The following is a 22,145-nucleotide window of genomic DNA, read 5'->3' as shown; positions in this document are numbered from 1 at the left end:
AATGTTCTAAATCTTCATCGTAATTTAACCAAAGTTTAATTATCCAAGAGAAGATATTGATAAAAATAGCAATCATAAAAAGCAAATCCCCAACATTTATCAAGCAATTATTTTTATTAGTAAATATTCTACACGACTCAGTCCAGATAAGCAAGATGGCTTACTACTACTACCGAATCACTACCAGGTAATTGTTAGAGAATCACTCTCGAATAATTGCCAGTAAAACTTAGATAGGGTTAAGAGACAGTAGGACAAGGAATAGAAAAAATAATATCTAGTTTTGGCACAGAACCAGATATACATAATGATTATTTATCATTAAACCTCTTGCATAATTAATTTTTGAGGGTTCAAAAACGGTAAAAATAAGGATTAAATTGCATAAAATTCTTAAATAGACCATTTAATTGATTAATGCTCATTCTTAATTCTCCTGACTACTGGCTCCTGACTCCTGACTCCTAACCCTAACAACAATTTTTGATTTTTACAAGAGGTCTATTTACCCCCGACCAACTCAAAAAAACCCTGGCTGACTTTCCCGATCGCTGCCCTCTGTGAGACAATCGATCGAGTGTTATCCTAAACTCTGCCAATTTTCATGTCCGACGACGCTACTATTCGCACTGCTGTACAACGTCTCTACAATACCTATCCTTTCCCCCCCGAACCGCTCCTAGATGAACCTCCTCCCGGTTACAATTGGCGCTGGAATTGGATTGCTGCCTATAACTTTTGTTCTCATCGTAAACCTGAACGAGAGGATATTCGGATTCTCGATGCGGGTTGTGGTACTGGTGCGGGAACCGAATATCTGCTCGCGCTCAACCCTTTTGCTAATATAGTCGCGATAGATATAAGTGAAAAAGCTCTAGAAATTGCCAAAGAACGCTGTAATCGTTCGGGAGTCGCACCAAAACACCGAGGTTCTCTGGATTTTCACCATTTACCCCTTGAATCCGCCACTAATCTCCCCGGAGAATTTGATTTAATTAACTGCGTCGGGGTGCTGCACCATCTCCCAGACCCGATTAAAGGGATTCAATCCCTCGCGCAAAAACTGGCCCCCGGTGGTCTGCTGCATATTTTCGTCTATGCACAATTGGGACGCTGGGAAATCCAGTTAATGCAATCTGCGATCGCACTTTTACAGGGAGACCGACGCGGGGATTATAAAGATGGGGTCGCTGTCGGCCGAGAGATTTTTGCCTCTCTACCAGAAAATAATCGCATTTTGAAACGGGAAAAAGAGCGTTGGTCAATGGAAAATCATCGCGATGAATCCTTCGCTGATATGTACGTTCACCCCCGGGAAGTGGACTACAATATCGATACCCTCTTTCAACTGATTGATGCGTCAGGATTAGCCTTTATTGGCTTTTCTAACCCTTCCTACTGGCAATTAGAGCGTTTATTGGGTAAATCCCCCGAATTGATGGCTAGAGCGCAAAATTTAGGGGAAAGGGAACGTTATCGCTTGACGGAATTATTAGACCCAGAAATCACCCACTATGAATTTTTCCTCGCTAAACCACCGATTTTGACTGCCGATTGGTCCGGGGATCAAGTCCTAGAGAATGCAGTGGCCGAAGTTCATCCCTGTCTTTACGGTTGGCCTAGTGCAAGTGTTCTAGATTACGATTATCGGCCAGTTAATCTCTCGGAGAGAGAATTTGATTTTCTACAAGCTTGCGATGGTCGTTTAAGCGTGAGAGCAATCGATGCTCAAGTTGGTTTAGGATTAACTGGTGTGCGTTCTTTACAACAGCGCCAACTACTGATTTTAAGTTAGGGAAAATTTGGGGATGTTAGAGATAGCGTCCCTTGGCAATCGGCAACTTTTAAACTAACTTGGCTAAATCTTGCCAAAAATTCTTGTTTCTTAACAATTATCCCCCTCTCTCCCCATAGTTTCAGCCCCAGAAATGACTAGGGCTGAATTATAATAGTTATATAGAGTGGACAAGGCTGATAAATTTCTGATTGGTCCGATTTTTACCCAGATCGGCAAACGGGAGTTTAGTCATTATCCCAAGATTCCGAGGCGATTAAGTCACCAATTTGATCCCTGAGAAGGTAGTCACACCGTTCTAGTTCACATTCAACACAAACCCACTCCCGAGGGGGAATGAACTGACAGAGGGTGTAGATCGGTTGGTGTCTGCTCACTACCCCCTGTTCTACCATCTGACGGACTTCGTCCTTAATCATCCTGATAGAGTAAGCGGTGGGAGCGGTGGAGAAAGTTATGGCACTCATGGGAGATTTCCTGCAAGATCTACAAAAAAGTCTTATCAATAACTATACTCTAACCTATAAGGGGACAAAAGAGATTTTTTGCTGTATCGAGGATGACAATTTTTTATATATAGCGAAACCCTCTCCCCTCGCCAGTTTAGGCTTAGGTTAAGAAAAGTTAAATTCATCGGCTAAAAGCTGTCGAGTCCCCTTATGCCAAATCAGTTATCAGTGATCAGTGATCAGTGATCAGTGATCAGTTGAGCTGTTGACTATCTAGAGTTTGCTGAATAAATGTGAAATGTAGGCAAGGTAAGAGTTTTATGGCTTTTCTCGCGAAACAGGTGCAAGATTTTGAGAGAATCGTGGTTCAAAACCTTGCATCTTCATCGGCCCGTGTCCTGTAGGGGCGAAGCATTCGGGCAATAACCTATCGCTGAAACCGGAGATTTTCTATCCGAATGCTTCGCCCGTACTTTTTGCCGCAAATCCTATCTAAAGACTGCACCAGAGTGCTGGAGTTGGCAGCAGGGAGAGGAATTCAGAGCATTTGTACTTAATTTTTCCCTAAGCGTTTTAAAATCAGTACAGATGATCAGTGATCAGATTTGAGTTTTCAGTTTACCGTTTACTGGACGGCTACGCCGTGCCTTTGGCAACACTGAAAAAAGTTTCCCGCTTAACCTAATAAATGGGGAATAAAAATAAAAGCCGCTACGAGTAAAGCGGCGATCGAGGCGATTAAAACGGCACCAGCGGCACAATCTTTCGCTATTTTGGCTAAATCATGGTAGGATTGCCCCACCGTCAGATCTACCACTGATTCTAGGGCAGTGTTAATTAATTCTAAGACCATCACCAGAGCGCAGGTAAGGGTGACAATCGCCATTTCCATGGCATTAACCCGCAAAAATAAGCCCCAACTAATCGCTACTAGGGTCATCAGGGTGTGAATGCGAAAATTTCTTTGACTAACAAAAGCATAACGGACTCCGGCCCAAGCGTAGCGAAAACTGACTAACAGATTCGAGGCGACTTGCCAAGCGTATTCTCTTTGACTGGGATTGTTACCCTCACTCACCTGTCCCGATCGAGGGATAAAATTATTGTTGAGATAGGGATTAGATAGGCTGGTAGATTGGTTGGCTTGATGATAATTTGTCTTCATATTCCTCAATAATGCTTGACAAAAATAACTAACTATGTATCGGCATTTCGACGGTTTTTAACAAAGTTTCCTGTAAAGATAGCATTTCTAACAGACTTGTTTCATCGGGATGGTCCCAACCCAAAAGATGTAAACAAGCGTGGGTAGTTAACCAGGCCAATTCTCGCACCAAAGAATGATTTTGTGTTAAAGCCTGTTGTTGTGCTGTCTCCACAGAGATGATAATATCCCCCAAATATAAAGGTTCTGTCTCTAAAATGCCCTCATCCACTGGTAAATCCACTTCCAGAGTGGCAAAAGCGAGAACATCCGTCGGTTGATCTTTGTGGCGATATTGGCAATTATAGGTCTGAATTTCTCGATCGTCTGTTAAACGCAAACTTAGTTCATAACCGGCGGCAAGGGGGAGATAATCCGATAGATAGCCTAACCATGTCTCCAACCAATAGTGCCAAGTTTCCCCATCCACAGGACTATTTCCGGGATCAAAATAATTATCCTGTAGGCACAAATCCACCCCTAGGGGTAAAGTCTCACTCACCAGATTTCACCCTAGGGACGCGTCAGATAGGAAATACCGACAAAAAAGCCTAATAGGGCTGCTGTAGTCAAAAAAAAGTGTTTTAACGAGACGCCTTTTTTCTTGACCATATTCCGCATCGCCAGCTTGACGTAACTGGGTTGCGCTTCGGTGGCGGTTTCTACTGCGGGGTCAGTGGTGCTAACAGGTTCAGTCATCAGTAATTCCCCAGACAAGGATTGATCGCTATAAGTGTAACAGATTATTAAAGAAGTGCCAAAAAAATTCAATTATGGGAAAAATTGTTACCCGTCCGGGATAGTCAAAACCGCTCAACTCCCCCACACCCCACACCCCACACCCCAGTAGTTAACCCATGTCTTCCCACGATACCGAAAGCATCCGGACTATTTTTCAGAAAATTTGGGGCTATGATAGCTTTCGCTTTCCCCAACAGGAGATTATCGAGACAATTTTAGCGGCAAAGGATGCCCTCATTGTCATGCCCACGGGATTTGGTAAATCTATCTGTTTTCAACTGCCCGCTTTATTAAAAACCGGCTTAACCCTAGTGATTTCCCCCTTAGTGGCCTTGATGGAAAATCAGGTGGAGGAATTATTAGCCAAAAAACTACCCGTCGCCCTGATTCATCACGAAATCCCCCGACAACAGAGAAAGAAAACCTTAGCAGCGATCGCAGATCAAACCCTGCGACTTCTCTATCTTTCCCCAGAAACCCTCTTAAGTCCGCCCCTCTGGTCAAAATTAACCCTTCCCCACGTTAAAATTAACGCTCTCATCCTCGACGAGGCCCATTGTTTAACCCAGTGGGGCGATAATTTTCGTCCTGCCTACCGTCGTCTTGGGGCTGTCCGTCCCGCTCTTCTGCAATCGAAACCGGCAGGCAGCCAAATAGCGATCGCTGCTTTTACCGCCACCGCTAACCCCGCCACCCGTGAGACTCTCACCCGCGTCTTACAACTAGAAAAACCACAACTTTTCTTAATAAATCCCTACCGTCAAAACCTTGACTTAAGCACCAAAATATGCATTAGCCCCGGTTGTCGTCGTCATCAACTATTAAACTTCCTCACCAGTCAACCTCGACAATCCGGCCTGATCTATACTCGTTCCCGTCGCCATAGTGAAAATTTAGCGGCATGGTTGCAATCTCTCCACTATCGCACCAGTGCCTACCACGCCGGTTTATCGCCCTTTCAGCGTCGGGAAATAGAACAAAATTGGCTGCGGGGGGATTTAACTTTTGTTGTCTGTACCTCAGCTTTTGGCATGGGTATCAATAAACCCGATGTGCGTTGGGTTGTCCACTACCAACCCCCAGCTTTACTATCGGAATACCTACAGGAAATCGGCCGCGGTGGTCGCGATGGGGGTAAAATGCAGGCTCTCACCTTAATTAGTGAACCGACGGGATGGTTAGATAATAGCGATAAAAACCAGCAAAAATTCTTTAACTCCCAACAGGAACGCCAATACCGACAAGCTTGGCAAATTTTAGCCCAAATTCCCCTAGAGGGCAAAGTAGAGGCGATTAGTGCCGAATTTCCCGATGGTGCGCTCATTCTCTCCCTTTTACACAGTCTCGATCGCCTAGAATGGCTCGATCCTTTTCATTATCGGCTTATTTATCGCCATAATTCCGCCAAGATGACTTTTAAACCCAAAAATGAGATATTTCCCTACCTCTATACCCGTCGCTGTCGTTGGCACTTTCTCTTAAATGCCTTTGGTTTTCAGGAAAATGCCGATAATTTTCGCTGTGGTCATTGCGATAATTGTCGTCGCAGCTGATACCATTTAGTGAACAATCACTTTAACAAATCACTGCACCCGAAATAATAGTGAAATTTTGTGACCAAGTGCAGCCAAATACAAGAATCTTTGCTAGATTCCTAGAAGGCTTCTATGATAAGTCTCCTTAAAGGAGATTGTTTGCAGTAAGCTAATCTGGCTAACACGCTTTTGGGCGTGATATAGGGAAAGGTTCGGGTGATTGCGCCTAAATGGAGTGATATGCCGAAAGTTGAACCATATCGTTACTCTGGAGAGTGTTATACGGAAAGTTTCTGTATATCGTTACTCTGGAGAGTGTTATACGGAAAGTTGACCTATAATATGTAGTTAGACCTCAATAAACTTAAGTTTAGTGATCCATGGATAGCCCTTCTGAAAACATACATGAAGAAACAGAAAGTTTCCCTAAAATTGATAGTAGTAAGGTAGAGAGTAAAAATGTTTCGCCTTTTTTTACGACGCTACCAGAAGAGCCAGAAATTTTAGAGAATCGCATTGACTATGAGGCAGTTAATCTCTATAGGAAATACGTTAATAAGCTTAGGACAATTAGACAAAGATATCTGCTATTTCTAATTTTATATTCAGTAGTTTCCTTTATTGTATGTTTAATTGGAGCCTCTATTTATCTTTCTAATCAGGGGAGAAGAATTGCGATAGAATTAAATCGTTTTTTTGGGTTTTTTTGGCTTCAGGAGAGATCGTGGATAGAGCAAAACCCTATGACAATAGAACTTTTTATAGTTATAGGAATATTACTTTTATCCATTTTTGTAATTATCGGTTTCATAATCGATAATTTTTCACTTGGTTCAACTTTGAGGCGTTCTAATACTCGTCTTAAAAAACTAGAACTAGCGGTTGAAAACAATAGGGAAGAACTTGAGCGAAAAAAACTTCTTGATCCACAGGTTAGGCTAGAGAATCTCTATCAGGATTATAGAAAGATTGCTGAAGCTAGCGGACGAGTTTTTTTCGAGTCCACTAAGCGCTATGAGGTGGCGCAAAAGTGGAGAAGAGATATTGGGAGTCATCTCGAACATTTGCGACAAAATCCTGCTGTCGAGACTGAATTATTGAATGAAGTTCAATATCTATTAGGTTCTTTCAAGGAGATAATTGATAGAGAAAAAAGAGAGCAAAAGGGTCAAAAGCTTTGGCAGATTTTTAATATTATTGTTATTATTGTTTATATCGCTGGTTTGACTGTAATTATGTCATTTGCTTCGACTCAAGCTAAATCCAATAATAACGCTGTTTCTGTTCCATATGTTCCATACATCTCTGTACCAGTTTGGGCTTTGATATGGGGAGCATTAGGCAGTCTTTCAGCTATTCTATACAAGTTCTATATAGTTAAAAGACGTGTTAAATTTTCAATAGAATTTCAGTGGCTCATTGCAAGGCCCATTATTGGAATTTTGATGAGTGCAGTTGCTTACCTTGCTGTAACATCTGGTCTGATACTATTGGGCTCTGAAAGTTCGAGTCCATCGGCTAAAGAACTAGGTGTAAGTGACAATGCTACTCGATTTACAGCTATAGTTTGCTTCTTGGCTGGATTCAGTGACCGCGTTTATCTCGGAATAATTAACTTACTCGTATCAAAAACTTTAAGCTTAGAGAAAGATAGTAAATCTCCTACTGAAAATTTTTCAGTAACCGATGAGTCGGTAGATTTTTATGACACAGTACTTTCGGAGAATTCAGGCCCACAGCAGTCTTCAATCAATGAGCATGACCAAGAAGGATGAGGCGGATTTTGGCTCCTCTAGGTTTTGTGTGAGCATGGTATAATAGCAACACAGTGCGATCGCCGATCTTGTAGGGTGCGTTCCCTCATGTGGCTCCTACTGCTCCACCGATCGATTTTTGGGGAACGCACCATGCACATTGATTGAAGTTGTGATACCAAATCCTGTTATAATAAAACGAGATATAGGGTGCGTCCCACGCAGCCTTTACCTTTTTGAAAACACTTTCAATGATGTAGCCATGGACTGGGAAACTCGAATTACACTAAATCCCGATATTTTGGTGGGAAAACCTATCATTAAAGGAACAAGGATTGCGGTTGAATTTATCATCGATCTTCTCGCCCAAGGTTGGAGTATGGACACTTTACAGTTATTGAAGAAGACAAAATTAGAATGAGAGACTTAACGGTGCGATGCCGAAGGCACTGCGTAGCAGTACGCCGATCTTGTAGGGTGCGTTCCCTAATGTGGCTCCTACTGCTCCACCGATCGATTTTTGGGGAACGCACCATGCACATTTACTGTGGGTTTAAGTGCGTTCCCTAATGCAAGTTAAAGTCAGATGTAGGCTGGGTTGACGAAAAGAAATCCAACAACTTCTGGTTTAATCCCCTCTGCCACCTCAACGATAGACACCTCCATTGCTCAGGGTAAAATGAAGGGGCATAGTTGAAAAGAGGCAAATCTATGACAGTTCGACAACCCCGCTACAGCAAAGAAGAGTTTGCCCGACGTGGCGATGAGATTTATGAATCTCAGGTGCGCCCCCAAATTGAGGAAGGTAATCATGGCAGAATTGTGGCGATCGACATCGAAACTGGAGCGTTTGAGCTTGCCGACGATACGATGACTGCGACTCGGCGACTTTATGAACGATTGCCTGATGCTCAGCCTTGGGTTGTTCGGATCGGCTATCGCGCCGTTCATCGTTTCGGCGCACGGAGTTTAAAAGACGCTCTATGATGATGCAGGGTTACGTCAATCAGAATTACGAAGCAATGCTTTCCTTGGTTGTGAGGAACGGCGACAAACTTAAATCCATTACTGCTGTGATCGATACAGGGTTTACAGGGTTCTTGAGTCTCCCGATTGCTGCTATTAGAGAACTTGAATTGTCTTGGAGTTACCGCGATCGGGCAACCTTGGGCGATGGTAGCGAAGTCTTATTTGATATCTATGATGGCATGGTGATTTGGGGTGGGCAGTATCGAGAAATCGAGATTAATGCAGCAGAGACAGAGCCATTGATTGGAATGAGCCTGTTGCGCGGTTATCGGTTGCAAGTCGATACAGTCCAAGGCGGATTGGTTACGATTTCGGAGTTACCGATCGCAGTTTAGAAGCTGATCGTGAGGCACGGTCTAACAGGAACGTTAGTGCGATTGCTGATCTTGTAGCTTGGGTTGACGAAAAGAAATCCAACACCTTCGGAACTAAACTGCGAACGCTAATCTTGTATTGTTCTTAACCTTATACCAATTCTCCAAAGTCTGACTACAGAAGTTTAATCCCCCTAAATCCCCCTTAAAAAGGGTGACTTAAATTCGATGTGTAGTTTTCATTTAGAGAAATGGTATTAAATAGGGTTTGCTGAATAAATCTAAAAACTTTGTTGGATAAGACTTTTAGACCTTTTGGAAATCAAAAAGTACCAGTTCTGGGAGAGATCGGGGGAAAATTCAGGTACTTTTTCTCTGAAAATTAGGTAATTGACCAGATGAGAATCGGTAAAAACCCACACCCCACACCCTGTCCCCACACCCTGTCCCCACGAAAAACTTTTTCAGCAGACCCTAAATAGCCTTTGAGCTACATGAGCATATTCACAGATTGACAGTCAGCGAGGCATTCAGCTATGTTTGAGATATTTAGAGCAAAACTTTTGAATGCCCACGCTGTTGACCGTTGGCCCATATCGATTCTTTTGCTACGCAGGCGATCGCCATGAGCCACCTCACATCCATGTTGAACGAGATCGAGAGATCGCTAAATTCTGGCTTCAGCCGGTTCGTCTTCAGAGTAACCAAGGATTTAACCGCACCGAAATTAACCGCATTCAAAAACTTGTTCAAGAAAACCAAGAACAATTACTAGCAGGCTGGAATGACTTTTTTAACGAATGAAGTATTTGAAACATTGGCAATTCAGCAATTGGCCATCACAGATGACACACTCAGTGTAGATTTGTCTGATGGGCGCACTATATCTGTTCCCTTGGCATGGTATCCTCGGCTCCTGCATGGCTCAATTGAGGAGCGCAATGATTATCGCTTGCTCGCTGGTGGCAGTGGAATCCATTGGAATCAACTAGATGAAGACATTAGCACTAAAAACTTGATTCTTGGCCAACCATCAGGGGAAAGTCAAAAATCATTGAAGCGTTGGTTAAATAATCGAGTACGATCGCCGATCTTGTAGGGTGCGTTCCCTAAGGCGACTCCTACTGCTCCAGCGATCAATTTTTGGGGAACGCACCATGCACATTGATTGCAGCTGTGGGTTTAAGTGCGATGCCGAAGGCACTGCGTAGCAGTACACCAATCTTATAGAGACTTAGTAGGATGGGCATTAGCTCATCCTACAGACCTGTGAGATATTATAGAGGGGTCTCCAGAAGTCAAATCGTAATCAGGAGTTAGTATATGCAAGCAATCCTTTTAAGCCGTGAAGAAGTTGCTCAACGTGCAGAGAAACTGTACGAAAGCAGAATCCGCCAAGAGGTGGAAGTTGAAGAAAACATTGGCAAGATGGTTATCATTGACATTGAAACAGGTGACTACAAAGTTGATGAAAATGGCTTACACGCTGCTGACTTATTGAGCGAGAAACACCCCCATGCTCGGCTCTTTGGGATCAAAATTGGCTACAACGTTGCTGCCGCTTTTGGTGGGGGTGTTATGGAGCGTGTAAGCTAAGACGCATTTAAAGCACTTATTCTTAAGATTAGCCGAATCTCCCCCAATCCCTTTACTGTTGCCTCTTGCCTCTTGCCTCTTGCCTCGTCTCAACAAGCAATTTAAATGCTTAACAGCTTAGTTAAGTGATTTCAGGTATTGTGGCTAATGGACACCCGCTTATCACTATCCTATTTCGGATTCCAAATCGCGCTGACTTTCCGATTGAGTTTGTAGTAGATACAGGATTTACAGATGAGCTTTGTTTACCACCCGAAGCAGTAGCATTACTGAATCTTCCTTTCAGGTACGATATGCGTGCGAATTTAGCAGACAACAGCCAAGTAATGCTGCCTCTTCACAAAGCAATTATTATCTGGAATGGTGAGGAGTGAGAAACTCGTGTATTTGCCACAGGGCGGCGACCCCTGGTTGGAACTGCTTTATTAGATAGCCATGAACTTGTGATTCAGTTTACGGAAGGTGGGTTGGTAACGATTGATGATTTGTAGTGCGATGCCGAAGGCACTGCGTAGCAGCACGCCGATCTTGTAGGGTGCGTTCCCTAAGGCGACTCCTACTGCTCCAGCGATCGATTTTTGGGGAACGCACCATGCACATTGATTGAAGCGCCGATTCAAATTTGAAGTGCACCACTGGGGGGCTTCCGATGAGGCGGCTCATCAGTAGTAGAGCGGGAGCACTTCGTTAGAATAAATCAAAGTATAATTAAGGCAAAATACTGAGTTGAGGTCAACCCTATGGCAGTTCGTCAACGGCGTTATCCCAAAGATGAGTTAGCCGAGCGAGGGCAAAAACTCTACGAATCTGGCATTCGGCAGCAAGTCGAAGCCGGTAATGAAGGTAAGATTGTAGCGATCGACATTGAAACTGGAGAGTTTGAAGTCGATGAAAACGTTGTGCCTGCAACTAATCGACTCTTTGAACGTCACCCCGATGCCCAACCTTGGATCATTCGTATCGGACACCGCGCCGTTTATCATTTCGGGGCACGGAGTTTGAAGAAAAATCCATGATGGAAGGTGTTGTCAATTTGCGGCGTGAAGCCACGCTAAGGATTGTAGTCGGAAACTCAAATCGGCAACTGCAAGCGGTTGACGCGGTGATTGATACCGGGTTCAATGGATTTTTATCTTTGCCCTCTACAATCATCGCTACATTAAATTTACCTTGGAGTGGTTCTGATTTTGTCACGCTGGGTGATGGCAGTGAAACTTATTTTGATCTGTACACTGGGACTGTGATATGGGATGGGCAGTACCAAGAGATTGATATTGCAGAATCAGAAACAGAGCCTCTACTAGGAATGGCGCTGCTTTACAGATATCGGTTGCAGGTCGATAACATTGAGGGCGGTAAGGTCAAGATTGAAGCCTTATGAGCCAGTGCTAGAAGAGATTCGGTGAGGCGCGGTCTAACAACGCAGCCGTAGGGTGCGTTCCCTAATATGGCTCCTACTGCTCCAGCGATCGATTTTTGGGGAACGCACCATGCACATTGATTGAAACTGTGGGTTAAAGTGCGATGCCGCTCCTCCCGCTCAAACCCCGGAACCCTCTGCTCTCGTTGGTCTGGGGGCCGTCGTCGCTCTGGGGGCTGGCTTCAAGCGCCGCCGCGCCTAGGCAGACAAAAACTAAGCGTTAATTGAAGGTATTACAACAGGAGAACCGCAAGGGTCTCTTTTTTTGTGGGTAATTGTGAATTAGAGAAATTGACATATAATAACTGGACTTCCCCCATACATAAATACTAGAAAATTAACAAAACCCTTACTGCAGGTCGCTTCTAAGAAAAAATTGAAAAGAGGCTACTGGGTACATTTTTCACTTGAAAATGGCTGTACCGTTGACTGTATCTGGAGTAGAGCGGTTCCGTAGAGTTGGCTGTATAGTGATCGCTAACCTGATTTTAACAGATAGTGTCATTAATCTCTAGAGTAAGGGATTCCCTCTATAGCCATGTTTTTGCTGGTTTTCTGCCCCGAAACAAGCTATAATGGTCTAAAGGTCAAATTTGAAAATTTTTGCCTCAAACCCTATCTGCGTAAGAACTTCAGGATTTTGTGTCCAGTAGTTCATTGGTATTGTATTGCTTGAACTCAGGCTCTGTAAGACTTTTAGCCATAGCTAGTATGTTTATACGGGGGAAGTCCAGGTATAGGAGGGTGAGGAGCGGGTTTTTCAAGTTGGATTGGGAGTTAATTATCTTATTAAAAACGGATTGGTCTGACTTTCCTAAAGAGGCAAAAGGGGGAATAAATAATCAGTTTTTAATAACCAGATTTAGTATAATTAGAATCACTTACTTAGGGTAATCTATTTTCTTCTCCCTTCTCTGTCACCTAAAAATGACTACCATGTCCGATTCTCCTGAATCTATCCGCAATACTAGCGTCAGCGATCAAGCTACTAATAATGATGCTCTCGGATTTGAGCCTTATGTAATAGCGATCGCTGAATTTTTGTTGCATGAGCAGACACAACCACCCCTAACTTTATCGGTTGAGGGAGAGTGGGGTAGTGGCAAGTCTTCTTTTATGAAAATGTTAGAGGAATATTTACGAAAAAAAGGAGGTCAGACGGTTTGGTTTAATGCTTGGCGACACGATAAAGCGGAGTCGGTATGGGCAGCTTTTGCGCTGTCTTTTATTAAGCAGATTTCTACGCCCAAAAATTGGCGAGATTTGCCTCGAATTATCCTAGGACACTTTAAATTACAATTATTGCGTTTTAACCTAGAAAAAGGCTTATTTGAATTAATTAAAGCTTTACCAGTAATAATTTTTGTGATTTGTGCCTCAATTGCCATTCCCTTTATTTTAATCATTTATGGAGTTGAAGGAATTAACGAATTAATCAGAGCAACAACCTCTCAAGATGTTTTTTGGAGCAAAATTAATTCAGTTGTTAAGTTATTATTTACTGCGGTCGGTTTAACCTTATCAGGAGCAGGTATTTTCGCTGGTATTAAGAGTTTATTGAGAAATTTTCAAAGGTTACTACAAAACCCCAAAAACAACCTAATTAAATATATAGAAGCCCCAGATTATAAAAAACAATCGGCATTTGTAGAAGAATTTCATGAAGATTTTGCTAAAATTGTCGATGCTTATATTGGCAATGATCGGGTATATGTATTTATTGACGATTTAGATCGTTGTGAACATCCAAAATCAGCGGACTTGATGCAAGCGATTAACTTGATGATTGCTGATGATCCTTCAGTGGTGTTTATTTTAGGAATGGACAGAGAAAAAGTAGCCGCTAGTTTAGCGGTAAAATACGAAAATATTCTCAAGTATTTACCGTCGGAAACCACAGAAATTGATCCTGATATTTTAGCGAGACGTAGTGCTAATAAAGGGTTAGCTTATGGTTATACCTTTATTGAAAAGTTTGTCCAGCTTCCCTTTTTAGTTCCCCAACCATCCCAGTCAGATTTTGAGCGTTTTTTGACTCAGCTTGCTACTTCAAATCCTTCTAATTTACAGCCAGCTAAACCTCATTTTACATTTTTTCAGTCATTCTGGGGTAAGTCAGCTTTATCACCGAGAAATAATTCTAAGAAAGGTTCCATTTCTCCAATAAGGGAATCAAACCCCTCATCCTCACATGATACCACAATAGAATCCGAACAAACCGAAAAACAGAAAGCACGAGCAGCTGTAATTAAGCGATTAGAAGCGATTCAAGTCAACAAATCTGATAATAGAGATTCCCAAACAGTGCGGAATGTCATTATGATGGTAGCTCCTGCATTGGATTACAATCCGCGACGGATTAAACACTTTATCAATGTCTTTCGTCTCAAGGTTTATATCGCTAATGAAACTGGTTTATTTTTTGAAGAGCGAGATGAGAATGATAATTTGTTAGTTCCTTCTCTAACTTTTGAACAGTTAGGTAAATTTACTGCCATTAGTTTAAAATGGCCATTGTTATTGTCAGATTTAGAAAATGATCAGCAAATTTTAGCAAAATTAGAAGAATTTGCACTAGATGAAGAAAAAACCCAAGAATATGAAGAGTCGATTCGCTATTGGGGTAGTCATACTAAGCTTAAAGCTTTAATGGCTTACGGTCATGAAAAATCGGCAGCTAACTCTAAATTTAGCTTGGCAGAGGTAAATGTTGATAAATTATTACAAGTATCGCCCAAGATAATTCGGCAAACTGAAACTGTAATTTTACCAAACTTTAACCCAGAAATGGTGGATATACCCGCCGGTAAATTTAACATGGGTTCTAATGAGTATGAAGATGAAAAACCGATACATCAAGTAATTGTGCCAGCATTTCAGATAGGCAAATATCCTATCACCCAAGCACAGTATCAAGCAGTGATGGGAACCAATCCTTCCAGGTTTTCAGGAAATCCCCAGAACCCGGTAGAATCTGTTACTTGGTTTAATGCTCAAGCTTTTTGTGAAAAATTGAGCCAGTTAACCGGAAAAAACTACCGTTTGCCTACAGAAGCAGAATGGGAATATGCCTGTCGCGCTGGTACAAAAACCCGATTTAGTTTTGGCGATGATAAAGAGCAACTAGGAGATTATGCCTGGGTTGATGGTAATTCAAATAATACAACCCATCCTGTTGGGGAAAAGCGGCCTAATTCTTGGGGAATCTATGATATGAACGGCAATGTTTGGGAATGGTGTGCTGATTCATATCATGAAAGTTATGCTGATAAACCAGACAATATTAGAGAAAATGGCAGTCTTGCATGGAGAGATAACAATATAACTAATGCGTCATCAATAATACGGCGTGGCGGTTCGTGGTGCCGCGACCCTTTGGTCTGTAGTTCAGCATATCGAGGCAGAAGCGTTGCCGAAATTTGCAACCACGATATCGGTTTTCGTGTTGTGTGCGATCTCCCCTAATCAGTTAACAGTTAACTTTTATCAGTTGGGAGCCACCATTGGCGTAATAATATTATTGTAGGGGCGAATTGCATTCGCCCTCTTTGAATAACTTCTACTGCTCACCTATAGGTGAGGGAAAGTCACAAATAGGAGATGCAGCCGATAATTTTCTGGAAATATAGTCTTTAAACCCTTGTCTGGCAAGACTACAAGGAATAATCAGCACTAATTATCACACAAAGTCGAGGAGAGCCATAGGGGGAGCCTGAGAATGGAGATCGCTGTAGTTGCCCGTCACCGCTTTTTATGGTTACTTTAATGTTAGAATCGAATCACTTCTTTTAGGTTTTGCTATGCGTGCGATTGAAACCACTGGTATCCTCAATACCCAAGGGCAAATTCAATTTGATCATCCTATTCCCCAAGAAAAAGATCCGTTTGTACGCGTCATTCTTTTGATGTCAGAGGATGAACTGAACGAAAAAAACTGGCTAGATGCCGTTTCCCATAACCCTAGCTTTGCTTTTCTGCAAGATCCCGAAGAAGATATTTATACCCTTAACGATGGACAACCTGTAACTAATGAAGGGTAAAATTGTATTAATTCAATTTCCCTTCGAGGATTTATCTTCCAGTAAGGTTCGTCCTGCTTATTGCCTAACCAATCAAATTGGAGGCTATCAACATAACCCATGCCGCACAGGATTGTAATGAATATAATCACAGTGTAAAGATTCAATCTTGTAAATTGCGTTACCCAACCTACCTTTTTTCTCTGAATTATGATTTTTATAAAAACTCAACATTTTTATACATATAATCAGGCTCTAAACATTCCCAAATTAAAACTAAATCACTAATAATTTTGCCAATAGATTGACGTTGATGTGAATAAATAATCCCCCAATGCTCTAATCCCATTGAAGACAAAACCAGAAAATCATCATCAAAAGTAAAAATGACTCGGCCTTGCGATAAAGCATAAGCTAATTGTTCCTCATCGGAAGACCCCATCAGTCCTTTTTCTGGAGAAGTTGTAACATCAATCCCTCGCATTCTTAAACCTTTAGCGATCGCATTAGAGACGCTTTCATCTAGGTGAAACTTAAGCTTATTGGCCATTATTTCCCTTTAAAAGTTTTTCGACCAATGAAGGTTTATCCCCTTGTAACTGTTTAGCAAAATTTTCGCTGGATTCAATATCTTGGCGAATTTCTTCTCGATGATCATGGTAATAAGCTAAAGCTGCATAAACATCAGCTAAAGTAATCGTTGGATAATTATAAACAATTTCATCAGGACACATCGCCATTCTTTCATGCCAAATAACAATGTCTTGTACCTTAATACGATGTCCAGCAATACGAGGTTTACCGCCACAAACACCGGGTGTTACTTCAATATGCTGTTTAAGCACTAAAGATGACATAATAACTCATTTACTCTACTTCTAGATATCCTAGCATTTTTCTTGAAAAAACGCAACCACCGATCTTTTAGGATACGTTACCTAACGTGCCTTTTAATGTGAAACATTTTAGACATTTTCATATTATTATCCGTTACGCTATGCTCACACATCCTACCGTTACTGCTACAATTGGCTCCAAAGACCGCTATAACCAACTAAAACCATGACTCAAGCCACTTTTGCAGAAATACTAGAGGCAACCGAACAACTTCCCCCAGAAGATCAAGAACAACTTATTCACCTGTTAAAAAAGTGAAAGACATGGACGAGGCTCAACCATACCTCAACAACTAATGGAAAAGATTCCGGCAAGATTAAAATAAATTAAGGTCATCTGGCCGCAGTCGGTTAAAACCGACTGAAAATATTACTTTGTCTGAGGAGCCTTTCAAATTGACAGACGATCGCGTTTATTGGTTAGCATGGTCAAGTATTGCTGGAGTTGGGCCAATTTCCCTAAAGCGACTCTATCAGCATTTCGGCAGTGTCGCTGTGGCCTGGAATGCCACCGATACTGCGATCGCAGAAGTGGCGGGATTTGGCAAAAAGTCAATGGTAGCGGTACGGGAAGGGCGATCGCAAATTGACCCAGAAGCTCTTTTCGCCGAACATATCCAGAAAAACCCCCTTTTTTGGACTCCTAGTGACCCAGAATATCCCCGCTTTCTCTGGGAAATTCCCAGTCCTCCCCCCTTACTTTACTATCAAGGAAAGGTCAATTTAGAGGAAAATCAGGGAAATATCCCCACCGTCGCCATTGTGGGTACTCGTAACCCCACGGATCACGGCTGGCGCTGGGCGCGGCGCTTAAGTACCCTTTTGGCCCAACAGGGATTTACTATTGTTTCTGGTATGGCCGAAGGAATTGATGGCGAGGCACACCAAAGCTGTTTAAAAGCGGGGGGAAGAACGATTGCCGTCTTGGGAACGGGGGTCGATGTGGTTTATCCTAGTCGTCATCGGCAGCTACACGCGGACATCCAAAAGCAGGGTTTAGTCATTAGTGAACATCCTGCGGCAACTCAACCGAATAAAGCCCATTTTCCCAGTCGTAATCGCATTATCGCCGGTTTGAGTCGCGCGACTATTGTTATCGAGGCCCCCGAAAGGTCAGGCTCCCTGATTACGGCCAGTTATGCCAACGAATTTGGCGGCGATATCTATGCTTTACCCAATTCTCCCGATATTGCCACCGCTAGGGGTTGTTTACAACTGATTCATCAGGGAGCGGAAATTATCGTTTCTGAGGAGAAATTACTACAAATGTTGGGGGCAATTCCCACCGCGAACCAATCCGCACCGGTTAATCTCTCCCCTTCACTCCCTCCAGACACATCCCCGGTCGTTAATGCTGCTCCTCCAGCGAATCTAGAACCCAGACTAGAACAAGTGTATCAGTTATTTGACAGAGATGCCCTGTTGTTTGACATTATTGTTCAAAAAATGCAAATCCCCACCTCAGAAGTGGCGGGGATCTTATTGGAATTAGAATTAATGGGTTTAGTGACTCAGTTACCCGGTATGCGTTACCAGAAAACCTAGTTAACCCCCAAATGCCTATTTAGGGTATTAGCTAAAGTAGTTTTCGGTGCAGCCCCGACCACTAGATCAACTTTTTGAGCCCTTTTGCGGATCATCAGATTCCAGGTGTTTAGTTAAGGTATTAGCTAAAGTGGTTTTCGGTACAGCCCCGACCACCATATCAACTTTTTGACCTCCTTTGAAGATCATCAGAGTAGGAATACTGCGAATCCCGTACTGACTAGCGATATTGGGGTTTTCGTCGGTGTTGAGTTTCACCACCTTGACTTCCCCCTCGAACTGTTTGGCAATTTCCTCGACAACGGGAGCCACCATTCGACAGGGGCCGCACCAAGGAGCCCAGAAATCCACTAGGACAAGGTCGGCACTATCTAAAACTTCATCTTTAAAGGTGGCATCTGTAACGGCAGTAACCTCTGACATACTTAAGAAATCCTCTAGTAATCACGGTTATCTAGAATACACAAAAATTTCATTCTAGAGATTCGTGGTGCGATGTTGACATTCCACTGGTGAAAAGGACGAGAACTAGCTCTAAATCCACTTTAGAGGCCTTAACTTGCATCAGAGGTAGCTTCTTGGATCAATTTCACAAGGGGCATTCTTGTATTTTATAACCCTAGAGGCTCTATTTTGACTTTTTTTTGATAAAGTTTTGTAATATTGCCCGAGTCAAGCATGGGTGATGGCGGCCAGATAAAATTTTCCTGAAGAAAAACCCCAAAAGTAATCGATTTTATCTAGGCTTAACCTGAGTTTGATTATGATCAACACAAGCCACCTCCTAATTGAGCTTTGCCATGAAAATTCTGGTCTTAAATGCGGGATCGAGCAGTCAAAAAAGTTGTTTATACGATTTAGATATTCTCCCCTGCCATCCTCCGCAACCGATTTGGGCAGCGGGGATCGATTGGACGGTTAACCCTGATTACGCGGTTTTAACGGTAAAAGCTCAGGGAATTAAACAGGAAATTAATCTTTCTAGTCAGGATCGTCCGGCGGCAATTGCTCGGATGTTAGATACCTTAGTAACTGGAACAACTAAGGTGGTGGCCAATCTCACCGACATTAGTATAGTCGGTCATCGAGTTGTCCATGGTGGCACAGAATATTCCCAGGCAACCATGATCACTCCCCAAGTCAAAGAAACGATTAAAAAGCTGATCCCCCTTGCTCCTAGCCATAATCCCGCTCATTTAGAAGGAATTGAAGCGATCGAGCAAGTTTTGGGCGATGTTCCTCAAGCAGCAGTGTTTGACACCGCTTTTCATCGTTCTATCCCTCCTGAGTCTTCTCTTTATCCCATTCCCTACCAATGGAGTGAACTGGGAATCCGTCGCTATGGTTTCCATGGCACCAGTCATCAATACTGCTCCCAACGGGCAGCCGAATTGTTGGGAAAACCCCTAGAATCCTTGAAAATGGTCATCTGTCATCTAGGCAATGGCGCTTCCCTATCGGCAGTCAAGGGGGGTAAAAGTATCGATACTACTATGGGATTTACTCCCCTAGAGGGATTGATGATGGGAACCCGCAGCGGTTCGATCGATCCAGGGATTCTGATTTATCTAGAGCGAGAATATCAATATAATCCCGATAGTTTAAATAGCTTACTCAATAAAGAATCGGGTTTAAAGGGAATTTCGGGTATTTCTGGAGATATGCGGGCAATTACCACGGCGATGGCCGAAGGCAACCAGAGGGCAAAATTAGCATTTGAGATGTATATTCATCGTCTGAAAAGTTTAATCGGATCGATGATCGCTTCTCTAGAGGGGTTAGATGTCTTGGTATTTACGGCAGGAATCGGCGAAAATTCAGCTTTAGTACGGGAAAAAGCCAGTCAAGGCTGGTCTTTTTTGGGTTTAAAGTTAGATTTAGCTAAAAATGCCGCTCGTCCCCGGGATGAGGATATCGCCACCGACACATCTAAAGTACGCGTGATGGTAATTGCCACGGCGGAAGATTGGGCGATCGCACGAGAATGCTGGCATTTATTTCAATAGACCTTACCTTTGACCATTCTCTTTTGGTTGTTCCGCTGCGGGAATCTCGATAATTGGATGGTTGAGAGCAATCATCAAATAGTCTCCCTCTTGGCTAATACTGCTCGGACTGCTGGCCATTTGGGAGAGGGGATCATTGCGTCCCGAGACGAAGTAGGAGCCAACAGCGATCGCCATAGCGGTGAAAATCGCGCCACCATAAACATAATATTGCCGACGACGCTGACTATCGACTTTTCTGAACACCTGTTCTGCCAATCGGTCGCTGGCCATAGTAGCCGGTACGGGGATTTGCCTTAAATTAGTTTGTAATCCCAAGAGCTGCCGATAGAGTTTTTTAGCAGCAGCATCATGGTCTAACCAATGCTGAACTAGCTTCCTTTCCTCTACCGTTACTTCGTTATCAATATAGGCACTAATTAAATCGAAACGATGAGCTTCTTCGTTATCCTCATCTAAGAACAAAATATCCTCGGTTGCGGAGTTGCAATCGCTGTCATCGTGACTTAACAAAGACTTGATCCATTGAACGTCTTCGGGTTGATAATTATTCATGGTTGACCTCGACCAGAAGCGATCGGTATGCAATCACTTTTCACCAGCACGGAGCTAGTTAAATTTAACGACTCCTCACTTCGGCCGTTAGTGCCGAATCACCACAATATTCTTTAGCCTTCAGTAAAATAGGGCTGTAAAACAGATTGTAATTTAGCGCGAGCGCGAGCAATGCGAGATTTAACAGTTCCTAAAGAAACTCCCGTCATCTCGGCAATTTCTTCGTAGGCCATACCTTCAATTTCCCGGAGAATAATAGTTGTCCGAAAAGCTTCTGGCAAATCAGCGATCGCCGCTTGTAATTGATCGTAGAATTCGTGGGTGGTGAGATGTTCATCGGGACTGGGGTAATCGGACTCGATATCCCAATCGATTTCGCCATCTTCCACGCGTCGGGGAGCATCGAGGGAAATGGGGTGATTAACCCGCTTGCGTTTCCGCAATTCGTCGTAAAAAAGATTAGTAGCAATGCGACTTAACCAACCGCGGAACTTGAGGGGTTCATGGAGACGGTTAATATTGCGATAGACGCGAATCCAGACCTCTTGAGCCAAATCAGCGCGATCTTGCCAATCGGGAGCCAAATGATAGAGTAATTTATCAACATGAGCCTGATAGCGCCGCAGCAGTTCCGCAAAAGCTGCCCGATCCGGCTGACACCCTTCCTGACAGCGTGCAATTAGATCGTAGTTGGAGAGTTTGTCAGGGGACACGGGGTTTTGAGACTTTTTGGCCTCAAGTGACCAAGATGCTGGAATCGATTGACTCATGGGATTTCCTCAAGGGTATAAGCTCCTCACTTAGAGCTTGAGGACGGGAGAAGTCAGTAAAGGTTCCCGAAAATAAATAATTTTTTTCCCATGTTTTGATTCTAACTGATCGAACCGAGTTCCTGGACTGAGATTTGCTCGGGGCATTCAATGTTTGACCTTCTCGTTCGACCACGGGGCTGAAAACCTTACTAAGCAGTTATTTCAGCCACTGCATCCCTATTTGATGCCTAAACAGTTCCCACCTATGAGAAACGCTGTCACCGCCATCGAGAGCTCATTAGAACAAAATTACTAGACAAAAACAACCCACCAGAAAAAGGAGAAATAGCTGAAAAGCTTATGTAGCAAGGGATAGAAAAAAGATCAAAAAAAATTGCCAAAAGGGGTTGACAAACCAGGGGAAGTTAGATACATTGGTAAATGCGCGGTTGAAGCAAAGCGAAAGCGAAGCGAAACAAACGACGCTGGAACCTAGACAAAACAATAGTTTGAAAGCCAAGCAAAAAAAGCCTCG

25 protein-coding genes are annotated in these 22,145 nt (G+C 43.0%); 16 read left to right on the top strand and 9 right to left on the bottom strand.

Annotated elements, in window-relative coordinates:
* Window positions 1-604 precede the first annotated feature (604 nt).
* Window positions 605-1,795, top strand: coding sequence for a class I SAM-dependent methyltransferase (locus O9323_RS10125; RefSeq protein ID WP_002752947.1), 1,191 nt, complete (start codon window positions 605-607; stop codon window positions 1,793-1,795).
* 227 nt (window positions 1,796-2,022) lie between these two features.
* Here the strand turns inward: O9323_RS10125 and O9323_RS10120 are convergent, their stop codons facing one another.
* The 4 genes from O9323_RS10120 to O9323_RS10105 all read right to left on the bottom strand — a co-directional run bounded on the left by O9323_RS10120 (window position 2,023) and on the right by O9323_RS10105 (window position 4,147).
* Window positions 2,023-2,262, bottom strand: a complete 240-nt coding sequence (locus tag O9323_RS10120) for a DUF4327 family protein (RefSeq protein ID WP_002738935.1) — start codon at window positions 2,260-2,262, stop codon at window positions 2,023-2,025.
* 658 nt (window positions 2,263-2,920) lie between these two features.
* Complete coding sequence (locus O9323_RS10115; RefSeq protein WP_002752945.1) at window positions 2,921-3,409, bottom strand: diacylglycerol kinase; 489 nt, start codon at window positions 3,407-3,409, stop codon at window positions 2,921-2,923.
* A 28-nt stretch (window positions 3,410-3,437) separates the two neighbouring features.
* Window positions 3,438-3,950 (bottom strand): rRNA maturation RNase YbeY, encoded by a 513-nt coding sequence (gene ybeY, locus O9323_RS10110; RefSeq protein WP_002752943.1) that lies wholly within the window; start codon window positions 3,948-3,950, stop codon window positions 3,438-3,440.
* Window positions 3,951-3,961: 11 nt separating this feature from the next.
* Entirely contained in the window at window positions 3,962-4,147 is a 186-nt protein-coding gene (locus O9323_RS10105) for a DUF3285 domain-containing protein (protein ID WP_002752941.1), read from the bottom strand.
* Between the two features lie 158 nt (window positions 4,148-4,305).
* Between O9323_RS10105 and O9323_RS10100 the strand changes: the two genes are divergently transcribed.
* From O9323_RS10100 to O9323_RS10040, 13 genes are all read left to right on the top strand, one after another.
* Entirely contained in the window at window positions 4,306-5,742 is a 1,437-nt protein-coding gene (locus tag O9323_RS10100; protein ID WP_288125043.1) for a RecQ family ATP-dependent DNA helicase, read from the top strand.
* A gap of 362 nt (window positions 5,743-6,104) precedes the next feature.
* Window positions 6,105-7,499 carry a hypothetical protein gene (locus O9323_RS10095; RefSeq protein ID WP_288125042.1) on the top strand — a complete coding sequence of 465 codons (1,395 nt, stop codon included), beginning with the start codon at window positions 6,105-6,107 and terminating at the stop codon, window positions 7,497-7,499.
* A gap of 241 nt (window positions 7,500-7,740) precedes the next feature.
* Complete coding sequence (locus O9323_RS10090) at window positions 7,741-7,899, top strand: DUF433 domain-containing protein (RefSeq protein WP_002752935.1); 159 nt, start codon at window positions 7,741-7,743, stop codon at window positions 7,897-7,899.
* A gap of 290 nt (window positions 7,900-8,189) precedes the next feature.
* Entirely contained in the window at window positions 8,190-8,465 is a 276-nt protein-coding gene (locus O9323_RS10085; RefSeq protein ID WP_002752933.1) for a hypothetical protein, read from the top strand.
* Window positions 8,462-8,842: a clan AA aspartic protease gene (locus O9323_RS10080; protein WP_002752931.1), complete on the top strand. Its 381-nt coding sequence runs from the start codon at window positions 8,462-8,464 to the stop codon at window positions 8,840-8,842. The genes O9323_RS10085 and O9323_RS10080 overlap by 4 nt, the downstream gene beginning before the upstream one ends.
* Before the next feature lie 546 nt (window positions 8,843-9,388).
* Complete coding sequence (locus O9323_RS10075; protein ID WP_002738880.1) at window positions 9,389-9,625, top strand: DUF4160 domain-containing protein; 237 nt, start codon at window positions 9,389-9,391, stop codon at window positions 9,623-9,625.
* The gene (locus O9323_RS10070) at window positions 9,606-9,920 is read left to right on the top strand and encodes a DUF2442 domain-containing protein (RefSeq protein WP_002752929.1); all 315 of its coding nucleotides are present in this window, start codon (window positions 9,606-9,608) and stop codon (window positions 9,918-9,920) included. The genes O9323_RS10075 and O9323_RS10070 overlap by 20 nt, the downstream gene beginning before the upstream one ends.
* A gap of 224 nt (window positions 9,921-10,144) precedes the next feature.
* Complete coding sequence (locus tag O9323_RS10065) at window positions 10,145-10,417, top strand: hypothetical protein (RefSeq protein WP_002752927.1); 273 nt, start codon at window positions 10,145-10,147, stop codon at window positions 10,415-10,417.
* Window positions 10,418-11,157: 740 nt separating this feature from the next.
* Window positions 11,158-11,433, top strand: a complete 276-nt coding sequence (locus tag O9323_RS10060) for a hypothetical protein (protein WP_002752924.1) — start codon at window positions 11,158-11,160, stop codon at window positions 11,431-11,433.
* Entirely contained in the window at window positions 11,430-11,798 is a 369-nt protein-coding gene (locus O9323_RS10055; RefSeq protein ID WP_002752923.1) for a hypothetical protein, read from the top strand. Before O9323_RS10060 ends, O9323_RS10055 begins: the two co-directional genes overlap by 4 nt.
* A 190-nt stretch (window positions 11,799-11,988) precedes the next feature.
* Window positions 11,989-12,039 carry a hypothetical protein gene (locus O9323_RS10050; RefSeq protein ID WP_230400958.1) on the top strand — a complete coding sequence of 17 codons (51 nt, stop codon included), beginning with the start codon at window positions 11,989-11,991 and terminating at the stop codon, window positions 12,037-12,039.
* A 734-nt stretch (window positions 12,040-12,773) separates the two neighbouring features.
* Window positions 12,774-15,302 carry an SUMF1/EgtB/PvdO family nonheme iron enzyme gene (locus tag O9323_RS10045; RefSeq protein WP_288125044.1) on the top strand — a complete coding sequence of 843 codons (2,529 nt, stop codon included), beginning with the start codon at window positions 12,774-12,776 and terminating at the stop codon, window positions 15,300-15,302.
* Window positions 15,303-15,571: 269 nt separating this feature from the next.
* Entirely contained in the window at window positions 15,572-15,877 is a 306-nt protein-coding gene (locus tag O9323_RS10040) for a hypothetical protein (RefSeq protein ID WP_288125041.1), read from the top strand.
* A gap of 196 nt (window positions 15,878-16,073) precedes the next feature.
* On the opposite strand, the gene O9323_RS10035 is transcribed toward O9323_RS10040, so the two are convergent.
* Together O9323_RS10035 and O9323_RS10030 are read right to left on the bottom strand one after the other, a co-directional pair.
* Window positions 16,074-16,406, bottom strand: coding sequence for a DUF5615 family PIN-like protein (locus O9323_RS10035; RefSeq protein ID WP_002736383.1), 333 nt, complete (start codon window positions 16,404-16,406; stop codon window positions 16,074-16,076).
* Window positions 16,396-16,713: a DUF433 domain-containing protein gene (locus O9323_RS10030; protein ID WP_002750425.1), complete on the bottom strand. Its 318-nt coding sequence runs from the start codon at window positions 16,711-16,713 to the stop codon at window positions 16,396-16,398. Before O9323_RS10030 ends, O9323_RS10035 begins: the two co-directional genes overlap by 11 nt.
* A gap of 435 nt (window positions 16,714-17,148) precedes the next feature.
* Between O9323_RS10030 and dprA the strand changes: the two genes are divergently transcribed.
* Window positions 17,149-18,297 (top strand): DNA-processing protein DprA, encoded by a 1,149-nt coding sequence (gene dprA, locus O9323_RS10025; RefSeq protein WP_288125040.1) that lies wholly within the window; start codon window positions 17,149-17,151, stop codon window positions 18,295-18,297.
* 66 nt (window positions 18,298-18,363) lie between these two features.
* Here dprA and trxA read toward each other — a convergent pair whose 3' ends face one another.
* Window positions 18,364-18,720 (bottom strand): thioredoxin, encoded by a 357-nt coding sequence (trxA, locus tag O9323_RS10015; protein ID WP_288125039.1) that lies wholly within the window; start codon window positions 18,718-18,720, stop codon window positions 18,364-18,366.
* A gap of 377 nt (window positions 18,721-19,097) precedes the next feature.
* On the opposite strand from trxA, the gene O9323_RS10010 reads away from it, so the two are divergent.
* Window positions 19,098-20,303, top strand: a complete 1,206-nt coding sequence (locus O9323_RS10010; protein ID WP_024971196.1) for an acetate kinase — start codon at window positions 19,098-19,100, stop codon at window positions 20,301-20,303.
* A 3-nt stretch (window positions 20,304-20,306) separates the two neighbouring features.
* On the opposite strand, the gene O9323_RS10005 is transcribed toward O9323_RS10010, so the two are convergent.
* Window positions 20,307-20,858 carry an anti-sigma factor family protein gene (locus O9323_RS10005; protein ID WP_149106448.1) on the bottom strand — a complete coding sequence of 184 codons (552 nt, stop codon included), beginning with the start codon at window positions 20,856-20,858 and terminating at the stop codon, window positions 20,307-20,309.
* A gap of 113 nt (window positions 20,859-20,971) precedes the next feature.
* Window positions 20,972-21,628, bottom strand: coding sequence for a sigma-70 family RNA polymerase sigma factor (locus tag O9323_RS10000; RefSeq protein ID WP_002735181.1), 657 nt, complete (start codon window positions 21,626-21,628; stop codon window positions 20,972-20,974).
* Between the last annotated feature and the right edge of the window lie 517 nt (window positions 21,629-22,145).

It is taken from the genome of Microcystis sp. LE19-131.1A (assembly GCF_027532015.1).
Taxonomy (GTDB): domain Bacteria; phylum Cyanobacteriota; class Cyanobacteriia; order Cyanobacteriales; family Microcystaceae; genus Microcystis; species Microcystis ichthyoblabe_A.
The sequence above is the reverse complement of the archived record's forward strand: the minus strand, read 5'-3'. Positions and strand labels throughout refer to the sequence as shown.

What these genes read in the sequence shown, in the direction of transcription:
- O9323_RS10060 (WP_002752924.1), top strand. Translation starts at nt 11,158, where the DNA reads ATGGCAGTTCGTCAACGGCGTTATCCCAAAGATGAGTTAGCCGAGCGA.
- O9323_RS10105 (WP_002752941.1), bottom strand. Translation starts at nt 4,147, where the DNA reads ATGACTGAACCTGTTAGCACCACTGACCCCGCAGTAGAAACCGCCACC.
- O9323_RS10035 (WP_002736383.1), bottom strand. Translation starts at nt 16,406, where the DNA reads ATGGCCAATAAGCTTAAGTTTCACCTAGATGAAAGCGTCTCTAATGCG.
- O9323_RS10090 (WP_002752935.1), top strand. Translation starts at nt 7,741, where the DNA reads ATGGACTGGGAAACTCGAATTACACTAAATCCCGATATTTTGGTGGGA.
- trxA (WP_288125039.1), bottom strand. Translation starts at nt 18,720, where the DNA reads ATGTCAGAGGTTACTGCCGTTACAGATGCCACCTTTAAAGATGAAGTT.
- O9323_RS10100 (WP_288125043.1), top strand. Translation starts at nt 4,306, where the DNA reads ATGTCTTCCCACGATACCGAAAGCATCCGGACTATTTTTCAGAAAATT.
- O9323_RS10045 (WP_288125044.1), top strand. Translation starts at nt 12,774, where the DNA reads ATGTCCGATTCTCCTGAATCTATCCGCAATACTAGCGTCAGCGATCAA.
- O9323_RS10010 (WP_024971196.1), top strand. Translation starts at nt 19,098, where the DNA reads ATGAAAATTCTGGTCTTAAATGCGGGATCGAGCAGTCAAAAAAGTTGT.
- O9323_RS10115 (WP_002752945.1), bottom strand. Translation starts at nt 3,409, where the DNA reads ATGAAGACAAATTATCATCAAGCCAACCAATCTACCAGCCTATCTAAT.
- O9323_RS10095 (WP_288125042.1), top strand. Translation starts at nt 6,105, where the DNA reads ATGGATAGCCCTTCTGAAAACATACATGAAGAAACAGAAAGTTTCCCT.
- O9323_RS10005 (WP_149106448.1), bottom strand. Translation starts at nt 20,858, where the DNA reads ATGAATAATTATCAACCCGAAGACGTTCAATGGATCAAGTCTTTGTTA.
- O9323_RS10065 (WP_002752927.1), top strand. Translation starts at nt 10,145, where the DNA reads ATGCAAGCAATCCTTTTAAGCCGTGAAGAAGTTGCTCAACGTGCAGAG.
- O9323_RS10055 (WP_002752923.1), top strand. Translation starts at nt 11,430, where the DNA reads ATGATGGAAGGTGTTGTCAATTTGCGGCGTGAAGCCACGCTAAGGATT.
- O9323_RS10070 (WP_002752929.1), top strand. Translation starts at nt 9,606, where the DNA reads ATGACTTTTTTAACGAATGAAGTATTTGAAACATTGGCAATTCAGCAA.
- O9323_RS10030 (WP_002750425.1), bottom strand. Translation starts at nt 16,713, where the DNA reads ATGTCATCTTTAGTGCTTAAACAGCATATTGAAGTAACACCCGGTGTT.
- O9323_RS10080 (WP_002752931.1), top strand. Translation starts at nt 8,462, where the DNA reads ATGATGATGCAGGGTTACGTCAATCAGAATTACGAAGCAATGCTTTCC.
- O9323_RS10000 (WP_002735181.1), bottom strand. Translation starts at nt 21,628, where the DNA reads ATGAGTCAATCGATTCCAGCATCTTGGTCACTTGAGGCCAAAAAGTCT.
- O9323_RS10125 (WP_002752947.1), top strand. Translation starts at nt 605, where the DNA reads ATGTCCGACGACGCTACTATTCGCACTGCTGTACAACGTCTCTACAAT.
- O9323_RS10075 (WP_002738880.1), top strand. Translation starts at nt 9,389, where the DNA reads ATGCCCACGCTGTTGACCGTTGGCCCATATCGATTCTTTTGCTACGCA.
- O9323_RS10085 (WP_002752933.1), top strand. Translation starts at nt 8,190, where the DNA reads ATGACAGTTCGACAACCCCGCTACAGCAAAGAAGAGTTTGCCCGACGT.
- O9323_RS10120 (WP_002738935.1), bottom strand. Translation starts at nt 2,262, where the DNA reads ATGAGTGCCATAACTTTCTCCACCGCTCCCACCGCTTACTCTATCAGG.